This window comes from Christensenella minuta, from assembly GCF_003628755.1.
Lineage (GTDB): Bacteria > Bacillota > Clostridia > Christensenellales > Christensenellaceae > Christensenella > Christensenella minuta.
This window is the reverse complement of sequence record NZ_CP029256.1, coordinates 2,471,967-2,495,516: the sequence shown is the minus strand read 5'-3', so window position 1 is coordinate 2,495,516 and position 23,550 is coordinate 2,471,967. Positions and strand designations below refer to the sequence as shown.

21 protein-coding genes and 1 pseudogene are annotated in these 23,550 nt (G+C 52.4%); 5 read left to right on the top strand and 17 right to left on the bottom strand.

Translation table 11 applies throughout. The features are described 5' to 3' along the window. Positions 1-100 precede the first annotated feature (100 nt). The gene (locus B1H56_RS11915) at positions 101-1,306 is read left to right on the top strand and encodes an MFS transporter (RefSeq protein WP_066520785.1); all 1,206 of its coding nucleotides are present in this window, start codon (positions 101-103) and stop codon (positions 1,304-1,306) included. Between the two features lie 278 nt (positions 1,307-1,584). Here B1H56_RS11915 and B1H56_RS11910 read toward each other — a convergent pair whose 3' ends face one another. From B1H56_RS11910 to B1H56_RS11840, 16 genes and pseudogenes are all read right to left on the bottom strand, one after another. Then, complete coding sequence (locus tag B1H56_RS11910; RefSeq protein ID WP_082771092.1) at positions 1,585-2,778, bottom strand: RpiB/LacA/LacB family sugar-phosphate isomerase; 1,194 nt, start codon at positions 2,776-2,778, stop codon at positions 1,585-1,587. 28 nt (positions 2,779-2,806) lie between these two features. Further along, complete coding sequence (locus B1H56_RS15010; RefSeq protein ID WP_278287604.1) at positions 2,807-3,238, bottom strand: transketolase C-terminal domain-containing protein; 432 nt, start codon at positions 3,236-3,238, stop codon at positions 2,807-2,809. A 39-nt stretch (positions 3,239-3,277) separates the two neighbouring features. Then, positions 3,278-3,700: pseudogene (locus B1H56_RS15005) on the bottom strand (transketolase family protein); the annotation flags it as partial. A gap of 92 nt (positions 3,701-3,792) precedes the next feature. Continuing rightward, complete coding sequence (locus B1H56_RS11900) at positions 3,793-4,632, bottom strand: transketolase (RefSeq protein WP_066520782.1); 840 nt, start codon at positions 4,630-4,632, stop codon at positions 3,793-3,795. Between the two features lie 22 nt (positions 4,633-4,654). Next, on the bottom strand, positions 4,655-5,644 hold the full coding sequence (locus tag B1H56_RS11895) for an ABC transporter permease (RefSeq protein WP_066739831.1): 990 nt from the start codon (positions 5,642-5,644) through the stop codon (positions 4,655-4,657). Positions 5,645-5,661: 17 nt separating this feature from the next. Further along, positions 5,662-7,125 carry a sugar ABC transporter ATP-binding protein gene (locus B1H56_RS11890; protein ID WP_066521206.1) on the bottom strand — a complete coding sequence of 488 codons (1,464 nt, stop codon included), beginning with the start codon at positions 7,123-7,125 and terminating at the stop codon, positions 5,662-5,664. Between the two features lie 115 nt (positions 7,126-7,240). Further along, positions 7,241-8,335, bottom strand: coding sequence for a substrate-binding domain-containing protein (locus B1H56_RS11885; protein WP_066520779.1), 1,095 nt, complete (start codon positions 8,333-8,335; stop codon positions 7,241-7,243). 231 nt (positions 8,336-8,566) lie between these two features. Further along, positions 8,567-9,682, bottom strand: a complete 1,116-nt coding sequence (locus B1H56_RS11880; protein ID WP_162939003.1) for an ROK family protein — start codon at positions 9,680-9,682, stop codon at positions 8,567-8,569. 728 nt (positions 9,683-10,410) lie between these two features. Beyond that, positions 10,411-10,953, bottom strand: coding sequence for a DUF308 domain-containing protein (locus B1H56_RS11875; protein WP_066520773.1), 543 nt, complete (start codon positions 10,951-10,953; stop codon positions 10,411-10,413). Between the two features lie 169 nt (positions 10,954-11,122). Further along, a complete protein-coding gene (locus B1H56_RS11870; RefSeq protein WP_066520767.1) occupies positions 11,123-12,280 on the bottom strand; it encodes an MFS transporter in 1,158 nt (385 codons plus the stop codon). After that, the gene (locus B1H56_RS11865) at positions 12,277-13,317 is read right to left on the bottom strand and encodes a glycerol-3-phosphate dehydrogenase (protein WP_066520764.1); all 1,041 of its coding nucleotides are present in this window, start codon (positions 13,315-13,317) and stop codon (positions 12,277-12,279) included. The genes B1H56_RS11870 and B1H56_RS11865 overlap by 4 nt, the downstream gene beginning before the upstream one ends. 181 nt (positions 13,318-13,498) lie before the next feature. Then, complete coding sequence (locus B1H56_RS11860) at positions 13,499-13,759, bottom strand: acyl carrier protein (RefSeq protein WP_066739844.1); 261 nt, start codon at positions 13,757-13,759, stop codon at positions 13,499-13,501. 195 nt (positions 13,760-13,954) lie between these two features. Next, a complete protein-coding gene (locus B1H56_RS11855) occupies positions 13,955-15,616 on the bottom strand; it encodes an AMP-binding protein (RefSeq protein ID WP_066520761.1) in 1,662 nt (553 codons plus the stop codon). Positions 15,617-15,761: 145 nt separating this feature from the next. Continuing rightward, positions 15,762-16,400, bottom strand: a complete 639-nt coding sequence (locus B1H56_RS14655; RefSeq protein WP_066520757.1) for a hypothetical protein — start codon at positions 16,398-16,400, stop codon at positions 15,762-15,764. A 279-nt stretch (positions 16,401-16,679) separates the two neighbouring features. Next, positions 16,680-17,750 (bottom strand): glycosyltransferase, encoded by a 1,071-nt coding sequence (locus B1H56_RS11845; RefSeq protein WP_066520755.1) that lies wholly within the window; start codon positions 17,748-17,750, stop codon positions 16,680-16,682. A gap of 17 nt (positions 17,751-17,767) precedes the next feature. Further along, positions 17,768-19,000, bottom strand: coding sequence for an LL-diaminopimelate aminotransferase (locus tag B1H56_RS11840; protein ID WP_066520746.1), 1,233 nt, complete (start codon positions 18,998-19,000; stop codon positions 17,768-17,770). 235 nt (positions 19,001-19,235) lie between these two features. On the opposite strand from B1H56_RS11840, the gene B1H56_RS11835 reads away from it, so the two are divergent. The 4 genes from B1H56_RS11835 (at position 19,236) to B1H56_RS11820 (ending at position 22,721) form a co-directional block, all read left to right on the top strand. Further along, positions 19,236-20,216 (top strand): Gfo/Idh/MocA family protein, encoded by a 981-nt coding sequence (locus B1H56_RS11835; protein ID WP_066521198.1) that lies wholly within the window; start codon positions 19,236-19,238, stop codon positions 20,214-20,216. A 259-nt stretch (positions 20,217-20,475) separates the two neighbouring features. Next, a complete protein-coding gene (locus tag B1H56_RS11830; protein ID WP_066520744.1) occupies positions 20,476-21,999 on the top strand; it encodes a DUF1538 domain-containing protein in 1,524 nt (507 codons plus the stop codon). Between the two features lie 16 nt (positions 22,000-22,015). Beyond that, positions 22,016-22,411 carry a hypothetical protein gene (locus B1H56_RS11825; protein WP_066520743.1) on the top strand — a complete coding sequence of 132 codons (396 nt, stop codon included), beginning with the start codon at positions 22,016-22,018 and terminating at the stop codon, positions 22,409-22,411. Then, positions 22,386-22,721 carry a P-II family nitrogen regulator gene (locus B1H56_RS11820; protein ID WP_066520742.1) on the top strand — a complete coding sequence of 112 codons (336 nt, stop codon included), beginning with the start codon at positions 22,386-22,388 and terminating at the stop codon, positions 22,719-22,721. Before B1H56_RS11825 ends, B1H56_RS11820 begins: the two co-directional genes overlap by 26 nt. Positions 22,722-22,869: 148 nt before the next feature. Here the strand turns inward: B1H56_RS11820 and B1H56_RS11815 are convergent, their stop codons facing one another. After that, positions 22,870-23,370, bottom strand: a complete 501-nt coding sequence (locus tag B1H56_RS11815; RefSeq protein WP_066520739.1) for a hypothetical protein — start codon at positions 23,368-23,370, stop codon at positions 22,870-22,872. Positions 23,371-23,550 lie beyond the last annotated feature (180 nt).

The following is a 23,550-nucleotide window of genomic DNA, read 5'->3' as shown; positions in this document are numbered from 1 at the left end:
TTTTAATCTTAAACGTTTTTCAGCGAGAAATCAATGGCAATCACAGCCCGCAGCGGGTATAATAGTAAAAGGAACTTTTCAAAAACTTCAGGAGCAACTTATGCAAAAACAGAAAACAACGCAGTTTTACACGATCATCCTTCTTGCGACCTTTGTTTGTTACGCGCTGTACGTCGTGCTGTTCGGCACGCTTTCCACCACTATGATGGATTTTTACAGCATCGGTACAAGCGCGCAGGGAATTTTTACCATGGTGGGAAGCATCGGCGGGATCGCCGCCGCGCTTTTCTGCGCACTGCTGGGCGAGCGCTTTTTCAAGCCGCGTATCGTCGCCTTCGGCGTCCTTATCCTCGGGATCGCAACGACGCTCGTCGGATTCGCCCCGCCTTACCTGATCGTATGCGTATGCGCGCTCCTTTCCGGCATTGGCTATACGGTAATCGACGTCATGGGTCAGGCGACCGTTACGGAATACTTCCCGGATAAGACCAAAACGCTGCTCCCCATGGTGCAGATCTTTTTTGGCGCGGGTACCATGATCGGGCCGATCATGATGGCCGCAATGCTTTCCCCCGGGGATTCGCATAGCTTTGTGAATCCCTTCCTGTTTGTCGGAATCCTCTCCCTTGCCGTTACGCTGGTATATACGCTTTCCCTGAAAAAGGCAACGCCCGAGCTTTCCAAGGTAGACCTGACCTCCATTGCGCAAAATGCGAAAGAAAATCCGGCCGAAATTTTCAAATCCCCAAAGTCGTGGGTGATCCTTTTGGGCTGCGGACTTTTTTCCTGCTTTACCACAGCCACGGCGGCGTGGTATCCGGCGTTCTTCTCCACCGTCCGCGGTTTTTCCGTAGAAATGGCGGCGCTCATGCTTACGCTTTATTATGTGGGAACGCTCGCCATGCGGCTTTTGGGACCTTTCATTTTCCGCAAGCTCCAGCCGCAGCGCGTGTACGTACTATTCAGTATTATCAGCATTGTTTGCATGTTCGGCGCCGTTAATATCGCATCCGCGCCCATTGCCATGGTGCTGACCGCCCTCGGCGGCGCATTCTGCGCGCTCAACGTGGTCAGCGTCGTGATGATCTCTACCGCGCTTTTCCCCACGCGCAAGGCGTCCGCAACCTCCCTTGCCGTGTTTGCGTTCAATATCGGTGGGATGGTGGCCCCTGCCCTGATCGGCGCTCTCGCCGAGACTTCCGGCCTCCAGCTGCCGCTGAACGTGTTTATTGCCGTGTTTGCGGTTAGCGTCGCGGTGATGGCGGCCCTGTGCGCCAAGTGTAAAAAGGAGCTTGCGGATGCGTAGGATGCGCTTACCCTGTCCCGGGGCGGCTTCTACATTTTCGCAAAAGCGATTCTAGTTGAAATTCATTCCTATCCCACGGCCGAAACTATCTCAATAGTTCCGGTCAAAACAGGCCAGATATAGCTGCAGCATGGACGGCTGTACTATTTTCATACCGCCCGCAGGTATATTTTTTTGTCCCGGCCGCACTTCCTTATTATTCTCAGAACGCATAATGACAACGATAAAAGATGGCTGCCTCAAACCGGAAATTTAAGACAGCCATCTTTTATTATTTATTATTTTTTTAGGTCCGTAATGTTTACGCCAATCCCATGTACGCCTTCCCATGCCTTTTTGAAATTCGCGGCGTATTCTTTCGTAACAGGAGACGTCATACCTTTTGTCAATGTTTCAGGATCTACAGTAAATGCGGTGGCCCCTGCCTTCATCGCCTTCCCGCATGCCTCAAGGTCCTTGCAGCCCGCGGCCAGTATCCTTCCTTCGCATCCACTGGCTTGAATATAGGCCGCCAACCGTTTGATTACAGCACAGGGATTCATTCCCTTGCTTTCCATCGGGCCATAAAATACCGCTACATATTTTGCGCCCGCCTTCAGGGCGGCCATTCCCTGCCCAAACGATCCGACGACTGTCGCGGTGATATTATATCCTTTTTTGCTCAGTATCTCCATCGCCCGGATTCCTTCCTCTATCGCCGGGATTTTAACAAACATACCGTCTCCGCCCGCCTGCCGTATCAATTCCGCTTCTTGCACCATAGTCTGACAATCGGAAGAGGTGACCTGTGCCATCAGCTTGCGTTCTCCGGCTGCCAGCCTCAACCGTCTGATGTAGTCAAAAAAATCCACCTTCCCCGCACGGGAAATCATCAGCGGGTTCGTTGTCACTCCGTCAATAATGGGGTACAGGTCAAAATACTTGCCTAAAATTTTGGGGTCTTCACAATTTAGCATCAATTCCACTGTTTCATTTTCTCCTTGCCTTGTATTTTGATTATACAGATTCGTTTCTATTTCCCCGATGCATTGGTACGCCTTCCGCAAAAACTCCGGCGGCGCCGCAGAAAAATTTTCTGTAAACGCCGTTTCCAAAAACGCCTTCGCCATTTCAACCGCCTTGAATCCGCCAATCAGAAAGCCGCCTATGGCAAGCACGTTACAATTGTTAATCGTCCTGCACAGCTTTGCTGTTTCCACGCTTTCGCACAGCCCGCAATAAACTCCCTGAAATTTATTTGCCACAATGCTGACGCCCATTCCCGTTCCGCAAAACAGGAAGCCTCTTTTGAATTCGCCCGACGAAACCCTCGCCCCCACGCGGGCGCCTACCTCATAATAATCCACTTCCGTCCCGTCCGGCATACTGCCTACGTCTGTTACTTCATATCCGGTATCCTGCAAATACTTTTTTACCTCTTCTTTTATCATGATTCCGCACGGATCCGCGCCTACAATAATTCTTTCCGCCATTTTCTTTTCTCCTTTTTGATCTCTTGATTTATTTAATTGTCAGAGCCTCTTGCAATTTTATTGTGACGGCCTCTTTCACAACTTTTGCAATATTTTCCGGCGTAAAGCCAAACCGCCTGCACAGGTAATCCTCCGGCCCAACTTCCCCAAATTCGTCCTTCACGCCAATGTGCCGTACATGCACCGGGTATTCCTGTGCAACCGCATCCGCTACCACGCTGCCAAGTCCGCCGTAAACCGAAGCATTTTCAGCCGTTACGATCGTCCCCGTTTTCTTGGCGCAATCTATCACCAATTCACGGTCAAGAGGCTTGATGGTAAACATATCCACCACACGGATCAAAATTCCTTCCTTCTCAAGAATTTCCGCTGCAGCCAGCGCAGCCGGCACCAGCAGCCCGCAGGCAATCACAGAGGCGTCGCCTCCTTCCCGCAGTATATTCCCCTTTCCGATCTCCATTTCGGAATCGCTGGAATACACTTTTTCCACTTCCTCCCGGGGCATCCGGTAGTAAAACACACCTTTCCGGTCTTTTGTCTGCCGCAATACGGACAGCAGGTTTGTCGTATCCGTAATATCAAAAATGTGTGCATGCGGCACGGTCTGCATCAGCGCGACATCTTCAAACGACATATGTGTTCCGCCGTTGAACGACTGTCTTACCCCTGGGTCGCTCCCGATAATATGGATACTTTTATCTGCATATGCAACCGACAGGAATATTTGGTCAAACGGGCGCCTGACGGCAAACGCTGCAAAGCTGTGTATAAACGGCTTCATCCCCATCAGGGACATCCCCGCGGCAACCCCGACCATATTGCATTCCTGAATCCCGCAGTTTAATACGCGGTCCGGATATTCTTTTCTTACATCCAGCATGCCCGTGCAGCTCATCAGGTCTGCATCCAGATACACAACTTCGCGGTCTTCTCCAAGCGCCTATCTCATAAATTTTACAAACGCTTCTTTGACGGATTTTTTCTCCAGGCCGCCGTTATAGTCTACTCGAAACATCATATTTCCCCTTTCGACATCTGTTTTTCCAAGTCTGCAATCACTTTATCTGCCAGCTCCGGCGTAAGCGCGAAATGATGATTATATTCCATCTGCTCAAACTCCGGTACGCCACTTCCTTTGATTCCATCCAGCACAACAACCGCCGGACGGTCTGCCTGCTTTTTTTGCAATTCCAGAACCGCCTGCTGTATGGCCCGTACGTCGCCGCCATCTACAACAGCGGCCATCCATCCAAACGCTTCAAATTTCTCTGCAATATCCCCGACCGACATAATATCTTCCAGATAGCCGTCTACCTGCCGTTTATTCCAATCTACAAATGCCACCAGGCGGTTTAACTTATAGTGGCTGGCATACTGAGCCGCTTCCCAAATTTGTCCTTCCGCACATTCCCCATCTCCCAGAACGGCATAAACACGGTTTTCCTGTTTCCTCATGCCAAATACCTGCGCAATTCCTGCGGCAATGGAAAGCCCCTGCCCCAGCGAACCGGTGGAAACGTCCACGCCCGGCGTGCGCAGGCGGTCGCAATGACTGGGAAGCCTTGTTCCCGGTTTCGATAATGTAGCAAGCCATTCCACCGGGAAAAATCCTTTCAGCGCGAGAGCTGCGAACAGCGCAGGTCCGGCATGTCCTTTCGATACGACCAGATAATCCCTTTCCTTCCACGCCGGATCTTTCGGATCGTATTTCATGATATTTCCGTACAGTACCGCCAATACGTCCGCGATAGACATGCTTCCACCTATATGCCCGAATCCCCGCTGTTTGATGCACCTGATGGTTTCAATTCGAATTTTCGTTGCAAACTCTTTTATTTCTTCAATTGTTTTCATTTCTCGTCCTTTCTTACCGCGCTTATTTCGTGCTCATGTTCGTCCTGATCGCATCAATCAGCACCGCGATAATTACAACCGCGCCGATGACTACTTGTTCCATATAGGTAGAGACCCTCATAATAACAATGGCATTTGAAATGACGGACATCATCAGGGAACCTATGACAGTTCCGATCACACCCCCACGGCCTCCCGACATAGACGTCCCGCCCAGGATGACCGCGGTAATAGACGGCATAACCCATGTGCTCCCGATTGTCGGCTGTGCTGTCCCCAATCTCGCCATAATCAGCATACCGGCAAAGGCGGACAAAATTCCAGACAATACGTATACGGTCCGACGGCTTCGGTTTACATTGATTCCAACCAGTTTTGCCGCCGTTTGATTCCCGCCGATCGCATACAGATAGCGTCCGAACGGCGTATGTTTCAACACGAAATATAGGACCGCTCCAATAATAATCATGAAAAGTACCGGAATCGGCAGGACTCCGCCAACCATTTCCTGTCCCAGGGACAGGAAGCTTGCCGGGATATTCGTAATCGACCGTCCTTCCGTTATCACATAAATAATTCCTTCAAAAATATAACTGGAGCCCAACGTGATAATAAAAGGCGTAATCCTAAACTTTGTGACAAAGAATCCGTTAAACAGTCCGCAGAGGGCCCCCAGCACAATACATAATACAAATGTTAATTGAGGCGGCAGCCCGAGCCACGCCATGAGAATAGCCGCCGTAATCGCCGACAGTCCTGCTGTCGCGCCAACAGAAAGATCGATGTCGCCTAAGATCAATATCATGGTTTGCCCAAACGCCACGATGGTTACAAACGACATTTGCCGCAGTAGCGTGGACATATTGTATTGTGAGAAGAACGCATTATTAACAAAATAGGATGCCAGCATCAGAACGACCGTCGCCAGCAGAATAATAAATTCTGTATGGCTGAAAAGTTTTTTTATTTTTGACGGCTGTCCCTGCATGGTAATATTGATGCTCTGTTTCATTCTATATTTCCCCCTGTTCAGCTTAAGGCAAGCCTTAAGATTTCTTCCTGGTTAACCTCGCGCGCATTCATGATCCCTTTTACTTGTCCTTCGTTCATGACCATGATCCGATCGCATATATTCAGCAATTCTTCAAGCTCGGAAGAAACGACGATCACCGTTTTGCCCTCTTTTGCAAGAGATTCAATTAATTTATGAATTTCATCTTTCGCACGCACATCTATTCCTCGCGTAGGCTCGTCCAGAATCAGGATATCCAAATCCTTTTCAATCCACCTCCCGAAAACGACCTTTTGTTGGTTCCCTCCGGAAAGATCCCTGATCTCTTTTTCCCCCGACGGCGTCTTAATCTCCAACCTGTCAATGTAGGACTGCGTAATCTTTTCCTGTTGACGGCGGTCTATTTTTCCATGCCGGAACAGCCGCTGTAAAATTGGCATTGTCAGGTTTTCTTTTATGCTTAAAATCGGGAAGATCGCCTGCGCGCGCCGTTCTTCCGGCAAGTATCCAATTCCCGCCTCAATCGCGCTTTTTGGCGATTTGACCGTAATGGGTTTTCCCTTCAGTATGATCGTGCCAGACTCTAGCGGCTCTACGCCGAACAGGGCCAGCATAACCTCCGTACGTCCGGCGCCGACCAGGCCTCCCACGCCGAAAATTTCGCCTTTTTTCACTTCGAAAGAAACGTCCCGGAATTTCTTTTTATGCGTCAGGCGTTCTGCCCGCAGCACCACTTCTTCTTCTTGGAATTCCCTTTCGAATTTACTGAAAATGACCTCCTGCCCTGCCATCTTCGCAATAATCTCTTTAATGCTGGTGTCCGCCATCAGCGTTGTGTCCACCACCTCTCCGTCGCGCATGACAGTTACACGGTCGGCCACTTCTTTCACTTCTTCCAAATGATGCGTAATAAAAATGATTCCCGCTCCGTTCCCCTTTAATTGCCGCATTACCCGGAACAAATCGTGTGTTTCTTGCGAAGTCAGACTGGCTGTCGGTTCATCCAGAATAATAATCTTGGCCCCAAAAGCGATCGCCCTCGCGATTTGCACCATCTGCAGCTGTGCAACGCTGCACGTTCCCGCTTTGCTCCTCACATTCACCGGCGACCCCAGTTGGTCCATAATACTCTCCGCCCTTTTAAACGTATCTTTCCAGTCGATTATTGCGCCTGCTTTCCTCTTTTGCGTTCCCATACAGATATTTTCCGCGACGGTGACCTCCGGAACGATATTCAGTTCCTGCGGCACAATCCCGATGCTGTTTTGTATCGCAAAGACGGGCGAAGGGATTTCCGTCTTTTTTCCATGGAGCCATATCTCCCCTTCTTCCGGCCGGTGCATTCCCATCAGCACATTCATCAGCGTGCTTTTCCCAGCGCCGTTTTCGCCAAGCAGCGCATGGATTTCATTTGCCTTCAAATCAAAATCGACATGTTTGAGGGCCTGTACTCCTGGAAAGCTTTTGTTGATATTCCTCATACGTAAAATTTCCTGAGGCACAATTCCATCTCCTTTCCCAAAGCGGCCCACGCCGAGGGGCGCCGCAATAAAGCAGCATCCCCTCCTGGACCTTATTCTGCCTTACCGCTGCGGATCAGTAGCCATAATCTGCCAAAGTATCCTGCATCAGCTTCATATTGTTTACCCAAACCTCCCTCTTGTCGGCATGGGTGATTTTGCCGTCCGCAATGTCAATCATCATACGAAGCGTATCGTATCCGGTTTCAATACCGTCCTGTGCAGCGATACAATAGATGGACCCGTCTTTAACCCCTTCGATATTTTCGTCATTAACGTCAAATCCTCCGATCCATATCTTACCGTGCCCGCTGTCCGCTACGGCCCTCGCGGCGCCCGCGGCACCGCTTCCGTCCGCGCTGATTACCGCATTCAGTCCGGGATTTGCATTCATCATCTGCTCTGTCACCTCTACGGCCTTTTGCAGATCATCGTCAGTGGCCTGCTCCGAAACGATGGTAATCCCCGGATATTCCGCCAGCGCACCTTTGATTCCTTCCAAGCGGCCCTGATGCGAAACCGCAGCCAAGGACCCCATCAGCAAACCAACTTCGCCTTCACCGTTCATCGCCTCAGCAATTTCTTTGCCTACCATGTAGCCCTGCCCATAAAAGTCCTTGAGCCCGACAAATCCAGAGCCCGCTCCTGAAGCCGTATCGTCTGCAAATAGCATGACGGGAATGCCCGCCGCTTCTATTTCATCCACAATCGGATCGATCACAACCGGATCCTGTACCGCAACTCCAAGCACATCCGGGCTTTTCGCCGCAGCCGCTTCCATTTTCTCCGTCTGCAAAACGGCGTCCGCCGCAGCTGGGGCATCCCAGTCCCATGTAACTGTAATCCCCTGCTCCGCATATTCTGCCGCAGCCCGCTCCATCCCTTCGATGAGAGGCTCGTAGAACGGATGCACCAATTTGGGAACGAATACGAAATAATACTCGTTTTTCTCCGGATTTGCCCCGATGTTTGGATCCCAGGCATACTCATTTTCCGCTGCGGCCGGTTCAGTTCCTGCCGATTCTGCCGCAGTTCCTGCCGATTCTGCCGCTGCCGGCACCGCAGGCGTTTCGGCTGCGCCCGCATTTTCTGTCGAAGCCGTTTCCGCGCACCCCGCAAACAAACACACCACTAGTATTGCGGCAATAAAAACGCCAATACTTTTTTTCATTTTTCTTCCTCCTTTGGAATTTTAGTGTTTTTCCGGATGAAGATTGACAAAAATATTGGTATCCACTACAATAATATTAAAGAAGGGTAACGTTAAGAAGCTGGTTAAAATTATTGTAGTTTTTTCCAAGAGAGTTGCAATGTTTATCCGGCTTTTATATTACAGCAAAGATATTGCAGTATCTTTGCTGTAATTTTTTATTCTGCTAATTTACCTGTTTTTTTGGGATTCTCATGTCCTTATGGCATTTTCAAAAATGCTGGCCTGCCTGAGGCAGTAGTCGATCGCCAGTGCCGCCGCACCCACAAAGGATGGGTCCGGCCCAAGGGTACTCAAATTGATGGTTACTTGTTCCGTAAAATTCGGGAAGGTATGCCCGTGGACATATTCCTCCAGCACCTTTAATAAGTATTCTCCAAATTCACTTATCATACCTCCAATGACGATTTCATTCGGACTGTACGCACAGAGGATATTAATCATACCGGCCGCCAAATTGCGTACCGTTTCGCGGAACATTGCTACCGCCAGGGGATCCCCGGCTTTTACCGCGCGTACGACGTCTTGGTAGGAAAAGCCTTCCCGCAGCATACTGTCCGGATATCCCGGCAGTTCTTCGCGGGTCCGCTCCATAAGATATTTGGAAGAAGCATAGTTTGTCAAACAACCGCGGTTTCCGCATACGCAAAGCGGCCCATCCAGATTGATACTGACATGCCCTATTTCCCCGGCCGTCCCCATTGCGCCCCGGAAGAGCACGCCATCATGGATAATTCCCGCTCCCAAGCCGTCTTCTACGGCTAAATAAACCATGGTTCCCGTCAATTGCTTATTCGGCGCAATCCACCATTCCGCAACCGCGCCTGCGTTTGCGTCGTGGTCGATGACAACCGGCAAATCGAACGCACTGGCCATTTCTTCCTTAAACTGTATCTTGCTCCAGCCAGGAAAATCCGTAATATCCACAATCCTGCCCTCATGGCTGAAATACGGTCCAGGAACCGCAATCCCAATTCCAATAATGTTTTTGTCCCTGTTTTTTTCGATTAGACGTGAGATTTCCAGTTTGATCTTCGCTACAACCACTTCCGGTCCGGTCGACTTTTCATGGTCGAATCGGCTTTGGTTGAGGTTGATCCCAAAAATGTCAAACAGCCCGATTCGGAAAAATCCCCGCGCCAGCCGTACTCCGATTACATAATAGTTTTGATGATTGATTTGGATGCCGATGCTGGATCTTCCTTTTTCTCCGCTGATAATTCCCGTTTCATTCACCAGTCCCCAATTCAAAAAATCATTAATAATATTTGTAATCGTTGCCTGCTTTAACCCCGACTGTTTCGCCAATTTAGCTCTGGAGCAGACATTATTTTTTTTGAGCAGCCGGAGAATCAGCGAGCGGTTCATTTCCTGAAGATTACTTTGATTTTTCCCCTTTTGGGTTCCTGTTTTTTTCACATTCATGGATTCATTCCGTTTCTGTTAATTAAGCATATTCGCTTTTATATGTAGTGGATAAATAGAATTTCAACGGGGGTTTATATTAATTCGTTTTATATTAATCGAATTAATATAATAATATCATATGTGCGCTATTTGTCAACAATTTTTTTAATCTTTTTTTAAATTTTTTAATAACGCTGCGGCTGACCCTCCGCGGAAAAAACTGCCCATGGGATCCTATCTGTAAAATGTCTCAATTTGTCAAAAAGGCCGCCTGCGGCGGCCTTTTTGACAATCTGTTTTACATGGGCGCGCATAAATGCGTTTTGTGTGCAGAATAGATACGATGTGTGCGACTGCCATAATCTAATATACGGCACCGCGGGCTGAAACAACGGACGGGGATCCGGCTGAATACGCGCAATAAATCTCGATAAGGCAGCTTTATGGAAGGCCAAAGCCTTTCTTTTACGATTTTTTAGATTGATTGTTGTTCCAAATAAGAAAACCCCGCGCCGCTTGATTAGAGCGCAGGGTTCTTTGACAGCCTAGGCCGCATAGAGATACTATGCGTTATTGATGAAGAGCCTTATTGTTTGATTGAATTTTCCTGGCCATATTTTCCAAACCGCTTATTTTTTGGCGGAAGCCACGATTCCCCATTCGACGATGCTGAGGATGCCGTAGATTGTCAGGCACACGCCGAGCAGGACGCCAAGCGCATTGGAACCTGCAATGATGCCTACGATCATGATGATGCCAAGCACCAGCTCCGCAAGGCCGCTAATGAGCGCCACCTTCCACGCGCCCGGGCTGAAATCCTTCACCTGCGACGCTTCCATCAGGCTCATCACGCCTGTGATAACCGCCCACACGCCGATGATAAACGGCAGGATCACATTGGCCACGCCGCCGCGGAAGATAATCAGAAGGATGCCGATAATAATTGCAATCACCGGAATGGCAAGGCCCGCATTCGCGTCTCCCCGGTTGCGTTTTGAAAGATTGATTAACAATTGGATCACGCCATAGGCCAGCACCACGATGCCAATGATGACTACAATTACTTCCATTGCGAACGTCGGCGCGCCGAGCAGGATAAGACCAATAATCAGAAGAACGATGCTCAGGATCAGCCGTATCATTTCCCTGGATTTCCAAGACTCAGAATTCATAATTTCCCCCTCCTGTTTCTTATATGGATTATTTATACAGCAAATGGATGAAAAACACCCATTCCAGTATGCTGCAACCATAGCCCCCGGTAAAACGGCGCCTTACGGCCGCCTGCGGGAACTGCTATAATGATACCCTGCAAATACCGCCCCAAAACATTTTCATTAATCACATCTTATCATATTCTTTCGGGATAAGCAAAAGGCTCAGGACCGCTGCGGCCGCGGTCAGCGTAAAGATTACCCAGTAGGCCGCGTCGATGGACGCCGCCTCGATCACATTTCCTACGATCACCGGCCCGAGGAAAATGCCGATCGCGAAAATGGATTGCAGGATTCCTGTTGCGGTGGAACGGTAGCGCGGCTCCACCGCCTTGATGACAAATCCGGCAAGCGCTCCGCATGTGATGCCGTAGCAGATGCCGGAAAGCGCCTGCATGACGTAGATCGCCGTAATATCCATATGGTAAAACATGGGCAGGCAAGAGAACGCGCCGATCGCAAACGAGACCGCGATACACTTGATTCCGCCGATCTTTTTATACAGCTTCGTCCCCACGAACAGCGACGATATGCTCGTCACAAGGAAATAGACCACCATCAGGAAGCCCAGCTGCGACGAATCCGCGCCGAGGTTCTGCGCCGCGACCGATGTGAAATAACTCGGCAGGGCAAAGCACAGCAGCTGGGAAAAAACGGCAAGGATGGAAAAAACGATCAGGTGCTTATTTTTCATCAGGGCCGCAAGCTCCCTTCCGCCCGGCGGAACGATCTTCTGTTCCTCCTTCGGCGTTTTGAACATCATGATGCAGCCGATGCCCACGAGCGCGACCAGAAACGCGAAATAAAAGGGTGCGTGCAGGCCGAACGCCTGCGCAAGAAGTCCGCCAGCGAGCGCGGCGACCACCTTGCCCATATTGGACGATGCATTGAGGAGCCCCTGCGCCTTTACCTGCTTGTCTTCTTCGTTGTACTTCGAATAGGACGCGCAGATCACGACCCACCACGCCGCGGCTGCGCCGCCCACCCCGCGGGCCATCATCACCCAGAAGGTGTCCTTGGCGACAATGAACATCAGGCCTGAGACTGCGAGGATCACAAAGCCGATCAGCAGTAAAAATTTATCCTTGCCGATTTTATCCGAAATGATCCCCAGCGGCACACGCAGCGCGATCTGCATCACGCCGTACGCGCCGCCGATCGCTCCTACGACCGCCGCCGTCGCCCCCAGCGACGTCGCGTATGCGGGCAGCGTCGGCACATACGAATACATGGACATCCACAAAAATGCCGCTACGAGATTGATGATAACGATATTTCTTTTCATAGCTGCGTTTCCACCTCAAAGCCGCTCCATGGAATCGCCACTTCTTTCCCGTTGTTGATGATGTCGTCCACATGCAGCATCAGCGGAAAATCCTCCGCGCGGGCCTCTCCCCGCGCGATCAGCCGCCGCACCGCGCGCGCCGTGCGCGTGGCGATCACAATGGATTCGAGGGTAATGCCATCGAGCTCTTCCATGGCTTCGGGAAAGCTCATCCCGCGCCCAAGCAGCGTGCCGATCAGACGGGTACGCCCGCCGAATACCGTTACATACAGGTCGCCCGCACCGTATACGATGTTGTCGTCTCCGCCGCCCACAAGTGCGAGCAGTTTGCGCATTTCGCGGACGCTTTGCCCGAACAGCGCCGCCTGCGAATTATAGTGCAGGGTGCCGCCCACGCCCTCGATCCGTTCCGAAAGGCCGACCGCCAGCGTTACCGCCAGCGCGTAAGCGTTTTTCATAGCTACCGCGCATTCCACGCCCACAACGTCCGTGGAGAGGCTGATATGGTAGTAGTCCGTCTCAAACATCGCCTTTATCTTACGCAGCGCTTCCATGTCCTCCCCGCAGAAGCATACCTCCGTAGGGTCGTGGTCCGCAAGCTCATAACTCGTGCACGGGCCGCCCACCGCGTTCAGGGAAAGCTTCCGGTCCAGCTTTTGCGCATAGAGATGCGGATAGGGAATGAGCTGCCCCTCCTCCGTATCCTGCATGCCCTTCGTCACCGCAAGGACGGGCAGCGTTTGCGGAATCACGGGGAGGATATTGGCAAGGAACCAGTCTACGCCGAAGCTCGATACTCCGCTCACCAATAAATCGGCGCCGGCGAGCGCCTCGCGGAGTTCCTCGACCTGGTAATATTTGTATCCCGTGGGGAGTTTGCGCCGGAGGGTCAGGTGTTCCCCCGTCTTGCGTGCGTGCCTGATGATCTCCCGGTCAAGCGGCGTTCCCACCAGCCGTACCTCGTTTCCGTTGTCGCTTGCCGGGAACCCGATAGCCGAACCCATCATTCCCGCCCCTACGATCGTAATAATACTCATTGCCTGCTCCCCCTTATCCTTCCTTTTCCCGCCGCAAAGCCCTAGTCCGCGTTTCACGGCCCGGAAATGTAAAATTGCCTTATTTATTTTACTCCCATTCCTCCGCAATGGAAAGCCCATTCATGAAAAAAGGCCGCGCATTGCGGTCTTTTTTCCGTGCAGTATAATTTCTGATAAATATTTAGAACACTCTTGCGGGCATATGCTGCGTCCCTGTTTTGTCTTCGAGGTATATCAATACGTCTTCTACCGTATCCAGCAGCCGCAAATCCCTGTCCGGTATCTCTACCCCGAATTCGTCTTCAAACGCCATCACGACTTCCATCAGTCCAAACGAATCCATTTCCAGGTCACTAATCAAATGCTTTTCCGGCGTGATCTCTTCAATCTCTTTTGGAGAGGCCATCGCCAGAAGCTGCTGTACCCTTTCCAGCTCTACCACTGTGGTTTCCTCCTTTCCGTCGTCGGAGCAAGCCCTGCCTGCCGGGTCCGGCCCATGGGCAGAATGCCGCGGGCTTCTCCTTTGCCCGCGCGGGCCCTGCTGTGCACTGCCGCGGACGGGCTGTATTTTATTCGCCTTTCTGTCCTATTATACCACTTTTTGCGCTTTGTGGCACGGCTTTCGTCCGCCTCTGCCCTACATCGCAAAACGCTTGATCGATTTTTTCGTGGTCTTTTCGAATTCCCTGTCGCGCACATGGAAGCGCCCGATGTGTTTAAAGGTGGGCAGCGTTTTATTGACGGCGGAAATATCCTTCCTGAGGTTTTCCTCGATCTCCCGCGCGCTATGGACTGCCGTATACTCCTCGGTCACGAAAATCTCCGCGCAAAGCTCCGTTTCCCTCATGCCGTCCGCAAGCGGCGCATACACGATTACTTCTTTAATATACGGAATGCGCATCAGGTATTCCTCTATTTCCTCCGGATAAACATTTTTCCCGCTGGAGAGCACGATCAGGTTCTTTTTCCGTCCCGTAATGTGAAGGAAACCGCCGCCGTCTATACGGCCGATATCGCCGGTGTTGAACCAGCCGTCTTTCATCACTTCCCTCGTGCCTTCTTCGTTTTTATAATACCCAAGCATCACGTTCGGACCCTTGACCCATATCTCGCCGTCTCCGTCCTCGTCCGCGTTTTCCACCTTCACGTCGCAGCAGGCAATCGGGATTCCCACAGCTCCGTCGCAATAATAGCGGTTTTTATTGACTGAGACGAGGGGTGCGCATTCCGTGATCCCGTAGCCGTTCAAAAGCAGGATACCAAGCTCCCGGAACTCGCGCATCAGCCGCGCGGAAAGCGGTGCGCCGCCGCAGATGATAAGCTTCAGGTTTCCGCCGAACGCATCGCGGATATTCTTAAAATATCGGCCGCGGTTGTCTTCACCCGCGCGCAGCTCCGCATTGCTCTTTTCGACGAGCGCGCGCAGCGCTTCCGCCTGGCCGTTCGCCTCCGCGTTCTGCCAGATCTTGCGGTGCATCATCTCCACGAACAGCGGTACGAGAAAGATCATGTCCGGTTTGAAAAGCTGGAGGTTTTCCATGAAGTGCCTCAGGCTGTCGTTTATGCAAATCGTCGTGCCGTTCTGGATCATCATGGTGATGCCGTGCGTGCTTTCAAAGGAATGGTGCACGGGCAGCACGGACATACAGACCTGCCCGAGGTCGAGCAGGGAAAGCCCGCCTTCCGAAGCGGAAAGGATATTCTTCTGCGTCAGCATCACACCCTTGCTTTTTCCCGTCGTGCCCGACGTATACAGCAGGGCGGACATCGCATTTTCGTCGATTTCCCGCTGCTCATACCCGCAGTCTTTCGCTTCGCGGATCAATCCGCGGAAGCTAAGCGTATTTCCGCCGTTTTTCTCCGCGCGCATATCGATATAATATTTAACAGCCGCAAGCCCGCCGCGGATGTTTTCCACCGTATCCGCATATTCGCCTGAAAAAACAAGCGCCCGCGCGCCGCTGTCTGCAAGGATATTGGCGATCTCGCCGTCCGGAAGTTCTTTGTCGATCGGGACGATCACGCCCACGCCGCACTGTACCGCGTAATAAGTAAGCAGCCATTCATAGCTTGTCGGCCCGATCACCGCAATGTGCGCATCCGCAAGGCCAAGCCCCAGAAGAGCGTTCCCAAGCGCGTCCATATCGCTCAGGAATTCGCCTGCGCCAATCCCGCGCACCGTTTTTTCCTTTGTGCGCACGCGCAGCATATCCCGCGCGCCATACGCCTTTTTTGCGGCGGCAAGCATCGTCCGCATATTTTTCTCATTCCTCAACGGATAATTCGGATAGTTTTCCATAGTTCATCTCATTCCTTCATTCATCTGCAAGCCATTATAGCATACCCGGGGGTAGATTTCCATCCATAGGGCAAACCGTATCCTCCGCATACCATTTGCACATAAAAAAACAGGATGTTTCCATCCTGTTTTTTCCCGCAAACTTTTATGAATTGGCCGCCTTTTTGGCTGCGGCCGTGCTCTTCTTTGCTGCTGTTTTGGCGGCGGAAGCGCTCTTCTTTGCTGCCGTCTTGGTGGCCGTCCCCGTCTTTTTAGCGGCTGTCTTTACGGCCGAGCCTGTTTTCCTGGCCGCTGTTTTTGTTTCCGATCCCGTTTTCCTGGCCGCTGTTTTCGCGGAGGATGCCGTTTTTTGGGCGGCTTTTTTGGTGTTTCCGCCCGCTTTTTTGGCGGCGGTTCCTGTTTCCGAAGCTTTTTCCTTCGCACGGTCCATCTTATCCGCGGCTTCGTCGTCCGCCTCGGATTTTACCCGCTCGATCTCTTGTTCTATCTTCTTCAGCTCCTCCTCGTTGCTTTTGATGCGGTCGCCGTGCTCCGCGAGGTCTTTTTTCAGCCGTCCCGAGGCATAGGTCGCTTTACCGATCGCGCGGTAGCTCTCGTCGATCTCGTCGGTCAGCTTCGCCTTTTGCGCGTTCAGCTTCGCGACGTCCATCATTTCCTTCGACCGTGTTGCAACGGTTCCCCCGAATGCCACGATGCTGTCCTTTGCCTTGCTTAAGACATCGCCGATCTTTTCCCCCGCGCTTTGCAGCGTGGATTTCGTGCTGTCCTTTTTCGTCTGTGCCATTTTTGTTACCTCCTGCCCGCCCTTGCGGTATCGTATCTTAATTTTCCCCCGCGTTCCGGAATGAACTTCGTCCGAACCGGGTTACATTAAAATACACAGCCTTATTTTTCATGAAACCGATTTTTGATATTTTAATCTTTGACGAGGCAAACCCTGCAGCGAAGCGGCTGTTATTTTTCCCCGCCGGGGTGCGGGATGCTATTGTATGGAGGCAGAATGACCGCGCCCGCACAAAAAAAGGGACCGCACTCCATCGTACGGCCCCTTGCTTTTCCTGGCTTACATTACACGTGAACCAACCGCCCGCAGCGCATGTTCGTATTTTGCCTTGCAGTCGCGAAGCTCGTATTCTTCCTTGATATCCCCGCGTGCAAGCTCGCCCATGTGCTCGCGCGCCGCCTTGTTCCTGAGCTCCATCATGCAGTCGCAGCAGCGGTCCACATTGCCGACTTTCACGAGGTATCCGGTCACGCCGTTCAGGATATATTCGCTCGCACCCACCGTGTCCGAAGCCACCACCGGCACTTCGCATGCCATCGATTCGATTCCCGGTACGCCGAACGCTTCCGCGCTTCCCATCTGCACCGTCGCATCCATCGTGCCAAGCATTGCCGGGATATCCGCATTTTTCACATAACCTGTGAACTCCACCTTGTCGGCGATCCCCAGGCTCTGCGCCTTTTGCTTAAGGCTGTTTTCGAGGGAGCCCGTGCCCACGATCTTGAGGGTGGCCGCGCCCGTCGTTTTTTCGAGATACTTTGCAAACGCGTCCATCACGAGGTCGACGCCGTTTCCATATTCAAGCGCTTTGAGGGAACCAAAGCACATTGCGTCCTCCGGCTTTTCCGCGCCGATTTTTTTGAATACCTCCGTATCCACGCCGAACGGAGCCACAAAATACTGCTGGTCCTTTTTGTAGACGGACTGTACGCGCGTAATTACGTTCGGGGCTGCCGCAAGTACGCCCGACGCATGCTTGACGCTCTTTTTCACAAGGCCCTTGCCGCCGCGGTCCACGCCCTCGTATACGTCGGGGCCGAGCACCGTCAGAAGTACGTTCGGTGCCTTTGCCTTCGCCGCAAGCACGCCGTAGGTTGTCGCTCCGAACGCGTTTACCACGCCGAACCCGCCGGATGCGAGCTCGCTTTTCACCTGCGCCGCGTTTTTCTTATAGCCGCCCTGCGCCGTGGTGAACGGAAGGTATTTGACCGTCACCTTTTCACTGAGTTCGCCCTGTTCGTCCTTTTGTTCGGGCAGGGAAAAGACCGTAACGTCGTGATCCTCCGCCAGCGTGTTCGCCCATTTGATTGTGTGCGGCGAATTTGCCGCCGCCAGAAATGCGATTTTCATTATGATACTATCCTTTCCTACTTTAAATTTGCAAGGCGTTCGATCGCCTTTTCCGTATTTTCCCTGGTATTAAACGCGGTCAGGCGGAAATAACCTTCGCCCGCGCTGCCGAAACCACTGCCCGGCGTCCCTACGACGTTTGCTTCCGAAAGAAGCTTATCGAAAAAATCCCAGCTTTTCATGTCGTTTGGCGTCTTCAGCCATACATAAGGGGAATTTACCCCGCCGTACGCCGTGATGCCGATTCTTTCAAGGCCTTCACGGATGATCCTGGCATTTTCAAGGTAGAACGCGATCGTCTCGTCCACCTGCTTTTTACCCTCCGCCGTATAGACTGCCGCAGCGCCGCGCTGGACGATATAGGATACGCCGTTGAACTTGGTCGTATGCCGCCGCAGCCACATTGCGTTCATGCTTACCTTTTCGCCTTTGCTGTTTTCGCCCATGAGCTCTTTGGGAACGATGGTATACGCGCAGCGCGTGCCCGTAAAGCCCGCCGTTTTGGAAAAGCTGCGGAATTCGATCGCACAGGTCTTTGCGCCGTCGATCTCGTAAATGCTGTGGGGTACGTTTTCGTCGGTAATAAAATGCTCGTACGCACCGTCGAAAAGAATCAGCGCGCCCGTTTCGTTGGCCCAGTCCACCCAAACCTTGAGCTCCTCTTTCGTCATTGCCGTGCCCGTCGGGTTGTTCGGCGAGCACAGGTACATCACGTCGACCTTTCCCTCGGGAAGCGCGGGAACAAATCCGTTTTCCGCCGTGGTGGGAATGTAGGTAATATCCGTGAACTTCGCGGTCCCCTCGTCGAATTCGCCCGAACGTCCAGCCATCACGTTGGTGTCCACATACACGGGATACACCGGGTCGGTCACGCCGATCCTGCAATCAGCGGCAAGCAGTTCCTGGATGTTTCCCGTATCGCACTTGCTGCCGTCCGACACAAATATCTCGCCTGTCCCGATCTCTACCCCGCGCGCCGCATAGTCGTTTTCGCGGATGGCTGCGCGCAGGAACTCGTAGCCCTGCTCCGGCCCGTAGCCCATGAACGTCTTCGCGTCCGCCATTTCTTGCGTGGCCGCGTCGATCGCCTGCAGCACCGCGGGCGCAAGCGGGCGCGTCACGTCGCCAATGCCAAGACGGATGATCTCTTTATCGGGGTTCGCCTTCGTATATTCGCTTACCCTGTGCGCGATCTCCGAGAACAGGTAGCTTCCCTGGAGCCGCCCGAAATTGTCGTTTACCTTAAACATAGTTTCATCTCCTGTAAAATTCCATGGACGCGGACGCCCGGTTATTCAGCCGATACAGTGCTATTGTAACCTATCTTCCGCATAAAACTCAATAGATTTCATGAAATTATCACGCGGAACCACGCCTGCGGCATTCCTTTGCGAAATTCCGGCGGGCTTTCTCAAAAATCCCTTGCGAAAAAAACGCGCATGTTGTATGTTTATTTTAACGAAGATAAAAAGGACGGGGCTTTTCATGAAATATGCAATTATCGGCACTTCGTGGATCACGCAGGCCTTTATCGACAGTGCGAACACGCTGAAGGATTTTACGCTTGGGGGGGTCTATTCCCGCAGCCTTTCGCATGCGGTGGAATTCGCTTCCAAAAACAACTGCGATTATGCTTACGACGACCTTACGACGCTTGCAAAGAGCGGCGTGGACGCGGTTTATATCGCAAGCCCGAATTCCCTGCACTACGAGCAGGCAAGACTGTTCCTCACGCACGGCAAACACGTGATCTGCGAAAAGCCCGCCGCCGTATGGCCGGACCAGCTCCGCGAGCTGCACGACCTTGCGCGGGAAAACGGCCTCGTTTTTATGGAAGCCATCATGATGCTCCACCAGCCCCACCTCGGGACGGTCAGGGAGTCTCTCAAAAAGCTTGGGAAAATTGGGCTGGCGCGGTTTGACTTTTCACAGTATTCTTCGCGCTACACGGCATACCTCGGGGGAGACCTGCCGAATATCTTCAACCCGGAATTTGCAGCGGGGTGCATAATGGACCTCGGCATTTATGTCGTTTATCCCGCCCTGTACCTGTTCGGCCGGCCGAAGGAGATCGTTACGCGGGCCAGCCTGCTTTCTTCGGGCGTGGACGCCGGTTTTACCAGCCTGTTCGTCTATGAAGACAAGCAGGTCGTGCTGACCGCCTCCAAGGCCGCGGAAAGCAGAATCGGCTCGGAGATTCTCGGGGACAGGGGCACGATGACCATCGGCACGCTGTTCCAGCTTTCGGACATCGGTATTACATACCTGGACGGGAAAAAAGAGCCTATCACCGGCGGCGTGCCGCGCCTTACGCTGATGGCCAACGAAGCCAGGGATTTTGTCCGCTATATCAAGCGCCCGCAGGAATCTGCGCACGAGCTCGGCGCCGCGCAGCAGCTTTCCCTTGACGTGCTCGAGACGCTCACCGAAATGCGCAGGCAGGCGGGAGTCGTTTTCCCGGAATAAAGGAAGCTCCCCCGGCGGCCATCTTATCTCCGGCCCCGGGATCCTGCCGAAAAAAGCAGCGAAGAGGAATTCGCCGGAATCCCTCTTTTTCTTTTTCCGGGACCTTTTTTCGCATGGCTGTGCGGTTTTTATGGCAACCGCGGTTGTAAAAAACGCATTTTTTTGTTATACTGTCATTAAAGTTATCCATAGCAAACTGTTTCAGCGAGCCGTTTGCTGTCTATTATGAATGAAAAAATGAACGGGAAGGTTTTTCTATTTGAACAGAAATTTAGCGGCAAAATTTAAAGAAGCTCTCGTATCGGTGCTGCCGATTACTGCCATTGTTTTGCTGCTTCATTTCACCGTCGCCCCCATGACCGGCGGCACGGTCGCCCTTTTCCTCGTGGGTTCGGTGCTCCTGATCGTGGGTATGGCCCTCTTCTCTCTCGGCGCGGACATCGCCATGATGCCCATGGGCGAACGGATCGGTTCACAGCTTACCAAGACGCGTAAGCTCGGCCTTCTGATTGCGGTCGCGCTTATTATGGGCATTGCCATCACCATCGCAGAGCCTGATCTCCAGGTGCTCGCGGACCAGGTGCCTTCCGTTCCGAACATGGTCCTTATCATTGCGGTCGCAGTGGGCGTGGGACTGTTTCTCGTTCTTGCGCTCCTGCGCATTATTTTCCAGAAAAAACTCGCCATTATCCTGATCCTTCTTTATGCAGCCGTTTTTGGCCTCGCGATCTTTACCTCCGAGGATTTCCTTGCCGTAGCGTTCGATTCGGGCGGCGTGACCACCGGTCCCATTACCGTACCGTTTATTCTTTCGCTCGGCGTGGGCGTTGCGGCGGTACGCGGCGGACGGAGCGCGCAGGAGGACAGTTTTGGCCTTGTGGCCATCTGTTCGGTCGGCCCGATTCTCGCGGTGATGATCATGGGCATGCTTTTCAATTCGTCGGGCGGCTTCGCAGCCGACCTCTCTATCCCTGAGGTAAACGATTTTTCCAGCCTTATGCATGCTTTCGGCGAAGGATTCCCCGAATATTTCCGCGACGTCGGCATTGCCATCGCGCCCATCATCGCATTTTTTATCGTTTTTCAGGTCATATTCCTCAAGCTACCGAAGACCCAGCTCTTAAAAATGGCCGTGGGAATGGCATACACTTATATTGGCCTCGTGCTGTTCCTTACGGGGGTGAACGTCGGCTTCATGCCGGTAGGCAATTACCTCGGCGCGCAGATCGGTTCCCTGGATTATAATTGGATGCTGATCCCGCTTGGCATGATTATGGGCTTTTTCGTGGTCATGGCCGAGCCTGCGGTGCACGTACTGAACAAGCAGGTGGAAGAAATTACCGTTGGGGCCATTTCCAAACAATCCATGCTTTTGAGCCTTTCCATCGGCGTTGCGGTCTCGGTGGGGCTTGCTATGGTGCGGGTTGTGACTGGCCTTTCCATCTGGTACTTCCTTGTGCCCGGTTATGCGATCGCTCTCGGCCTTTCGTTCTTCGTTCCGAAAATCTTTACGGCGATCGCCTTTGATTCGGGCGGCGTTGCGTCCGGCCCGATGACCGCCACTTTCCTGCTTCCCTTTGCAATGGGAGCGTGCAGCGCGGTAGGCGGAAACATGCTGACGGATGCGTTCGGTATTGTTGCCATGGTCGCCATGACCCCGCTTGTCACCATCCAGATCATGGGACTTTATTACAAAATTAAAACAAAGAATGATTCGGCCCGGCTCGCCGAGGGTATCAGGGAAGCAGCGGCTGCGGACGAGGAAGAAATCATCGACCTTTAATGAGGGGGAGAATTTTATGGCGGAACCTGTGCATAAGAAAATCAAAATGCTGATTACCATCGTCGACCGGGAAAGCGGCGAGGATGTGGTGCGCGCCCTGCGCGGGGAAGGACTGCATTATAACATGATGCTCATGGGCCGCGGTACCGCGTCTTCCGAGCTTCTCGATATTTTGGGGCTTGGCGAAACGGAAAAATATGTTATACTGAGCTTTATAGCGGAGGAAAGGGTCCGGCAGGTCATGAGTATGCTGGAAAGCGACCACGAGCTGCGCGAGGCGGGAAACGGCATTGCTTTTACCGTGCCCATCGGCAGCGTCGGCGGGCCGACGACCCTTGCATTTCTCTCACAATTGGCGGAAAGGCTGAAAGAAGAGGGTAGTATCCATGGAAACATCTCAAAGGGAATTTGAACTGGTCATCACGATTGTGAACCGTGGGTTTGCCGACGAGGTTATGGACGCGGCAAAGGCTGCGGGCGCGACCGGCGGCACCGTGCTGTACGCGCGGGGAACGGGCATTCATGAGGCGGAGCAGTTTTTCGGCATTACCATACAGCCGGAAAAAGAGGTTGTCCTCATTTTGACCAAGCATGAAACCCGCAACGCCATTATGAAGGCGATCTGCAAAGGCGCGGGCCTCACCACCGAGGGTCACGGGCTTTCCTTCTCTCTGCCGGTGGACGATGTGATGGGAATCGTGCACATGAACCGGGAGGATTGATTTCTCTGCCGCTGTTTCACGGCGGGGATTCGGAACAGCCGTTTGTTTGCCGTCCCGTCCCTTCCCGTACAAGAAGAAAAAAACGGAATGTTTTGCAATCAAATAAAAAACCGCTTCGGAAAAGCGGTTTTTTCATTTCCTACGGTCTTTACTGCTGTTCTTTCTGCGTTTCGACCTGCTCTTCGAGCGCCGCTGCCGCCGCGCGGAACGGTTCCTTTCCGAAGCTGCCGAAGCCTTCGCCGATCAGGCAATAGGTAAAGCCGCTGTCGCCCCACTGCGCGATCTGCGTGCCGTCGAGATAGCCAAGCCACACCTCGTGTTTCCCGATCTTATGCATCCCGCCGTCCTTTGCGCCTTCCACACCGCAGATGTCGTCGTTTACTTTTTGCACACGCAGCCGGAGCACTCTGCCGTCCGCATTTTCATAGATGATCTGTCCAAGTTCCCCGTCAAGCACCTGGTAGTTCCTCGCCGTATAGCCGCCAAGGGTGAGCGTGACCATAGAAAACCCAAGCTGCTCGGACATTTCGTCCTCCGAGGTAAACTCCATAACAGGCGCGATCGTGGGCGTCTCCTCCGCAGGCGCGCATGCAACCATGACTCCCGCAGCGATCATGACCCCAACGATCACAGTTAAAATCCGTTTCATACTCTTTCTCCCGATTCCCTGATGTCTTTTTCATTATAACAATAATCCAAAACCCAAGCTGTAAACTTTTTATGAAGATAATCTTAAGATTCGATTCCGGTCCTGACACCAAATTTCATTGACTGTGCGGTTCCTGATGCGATATAATGTGACAGGACTGACCAGTCAGTCATTTTTGAA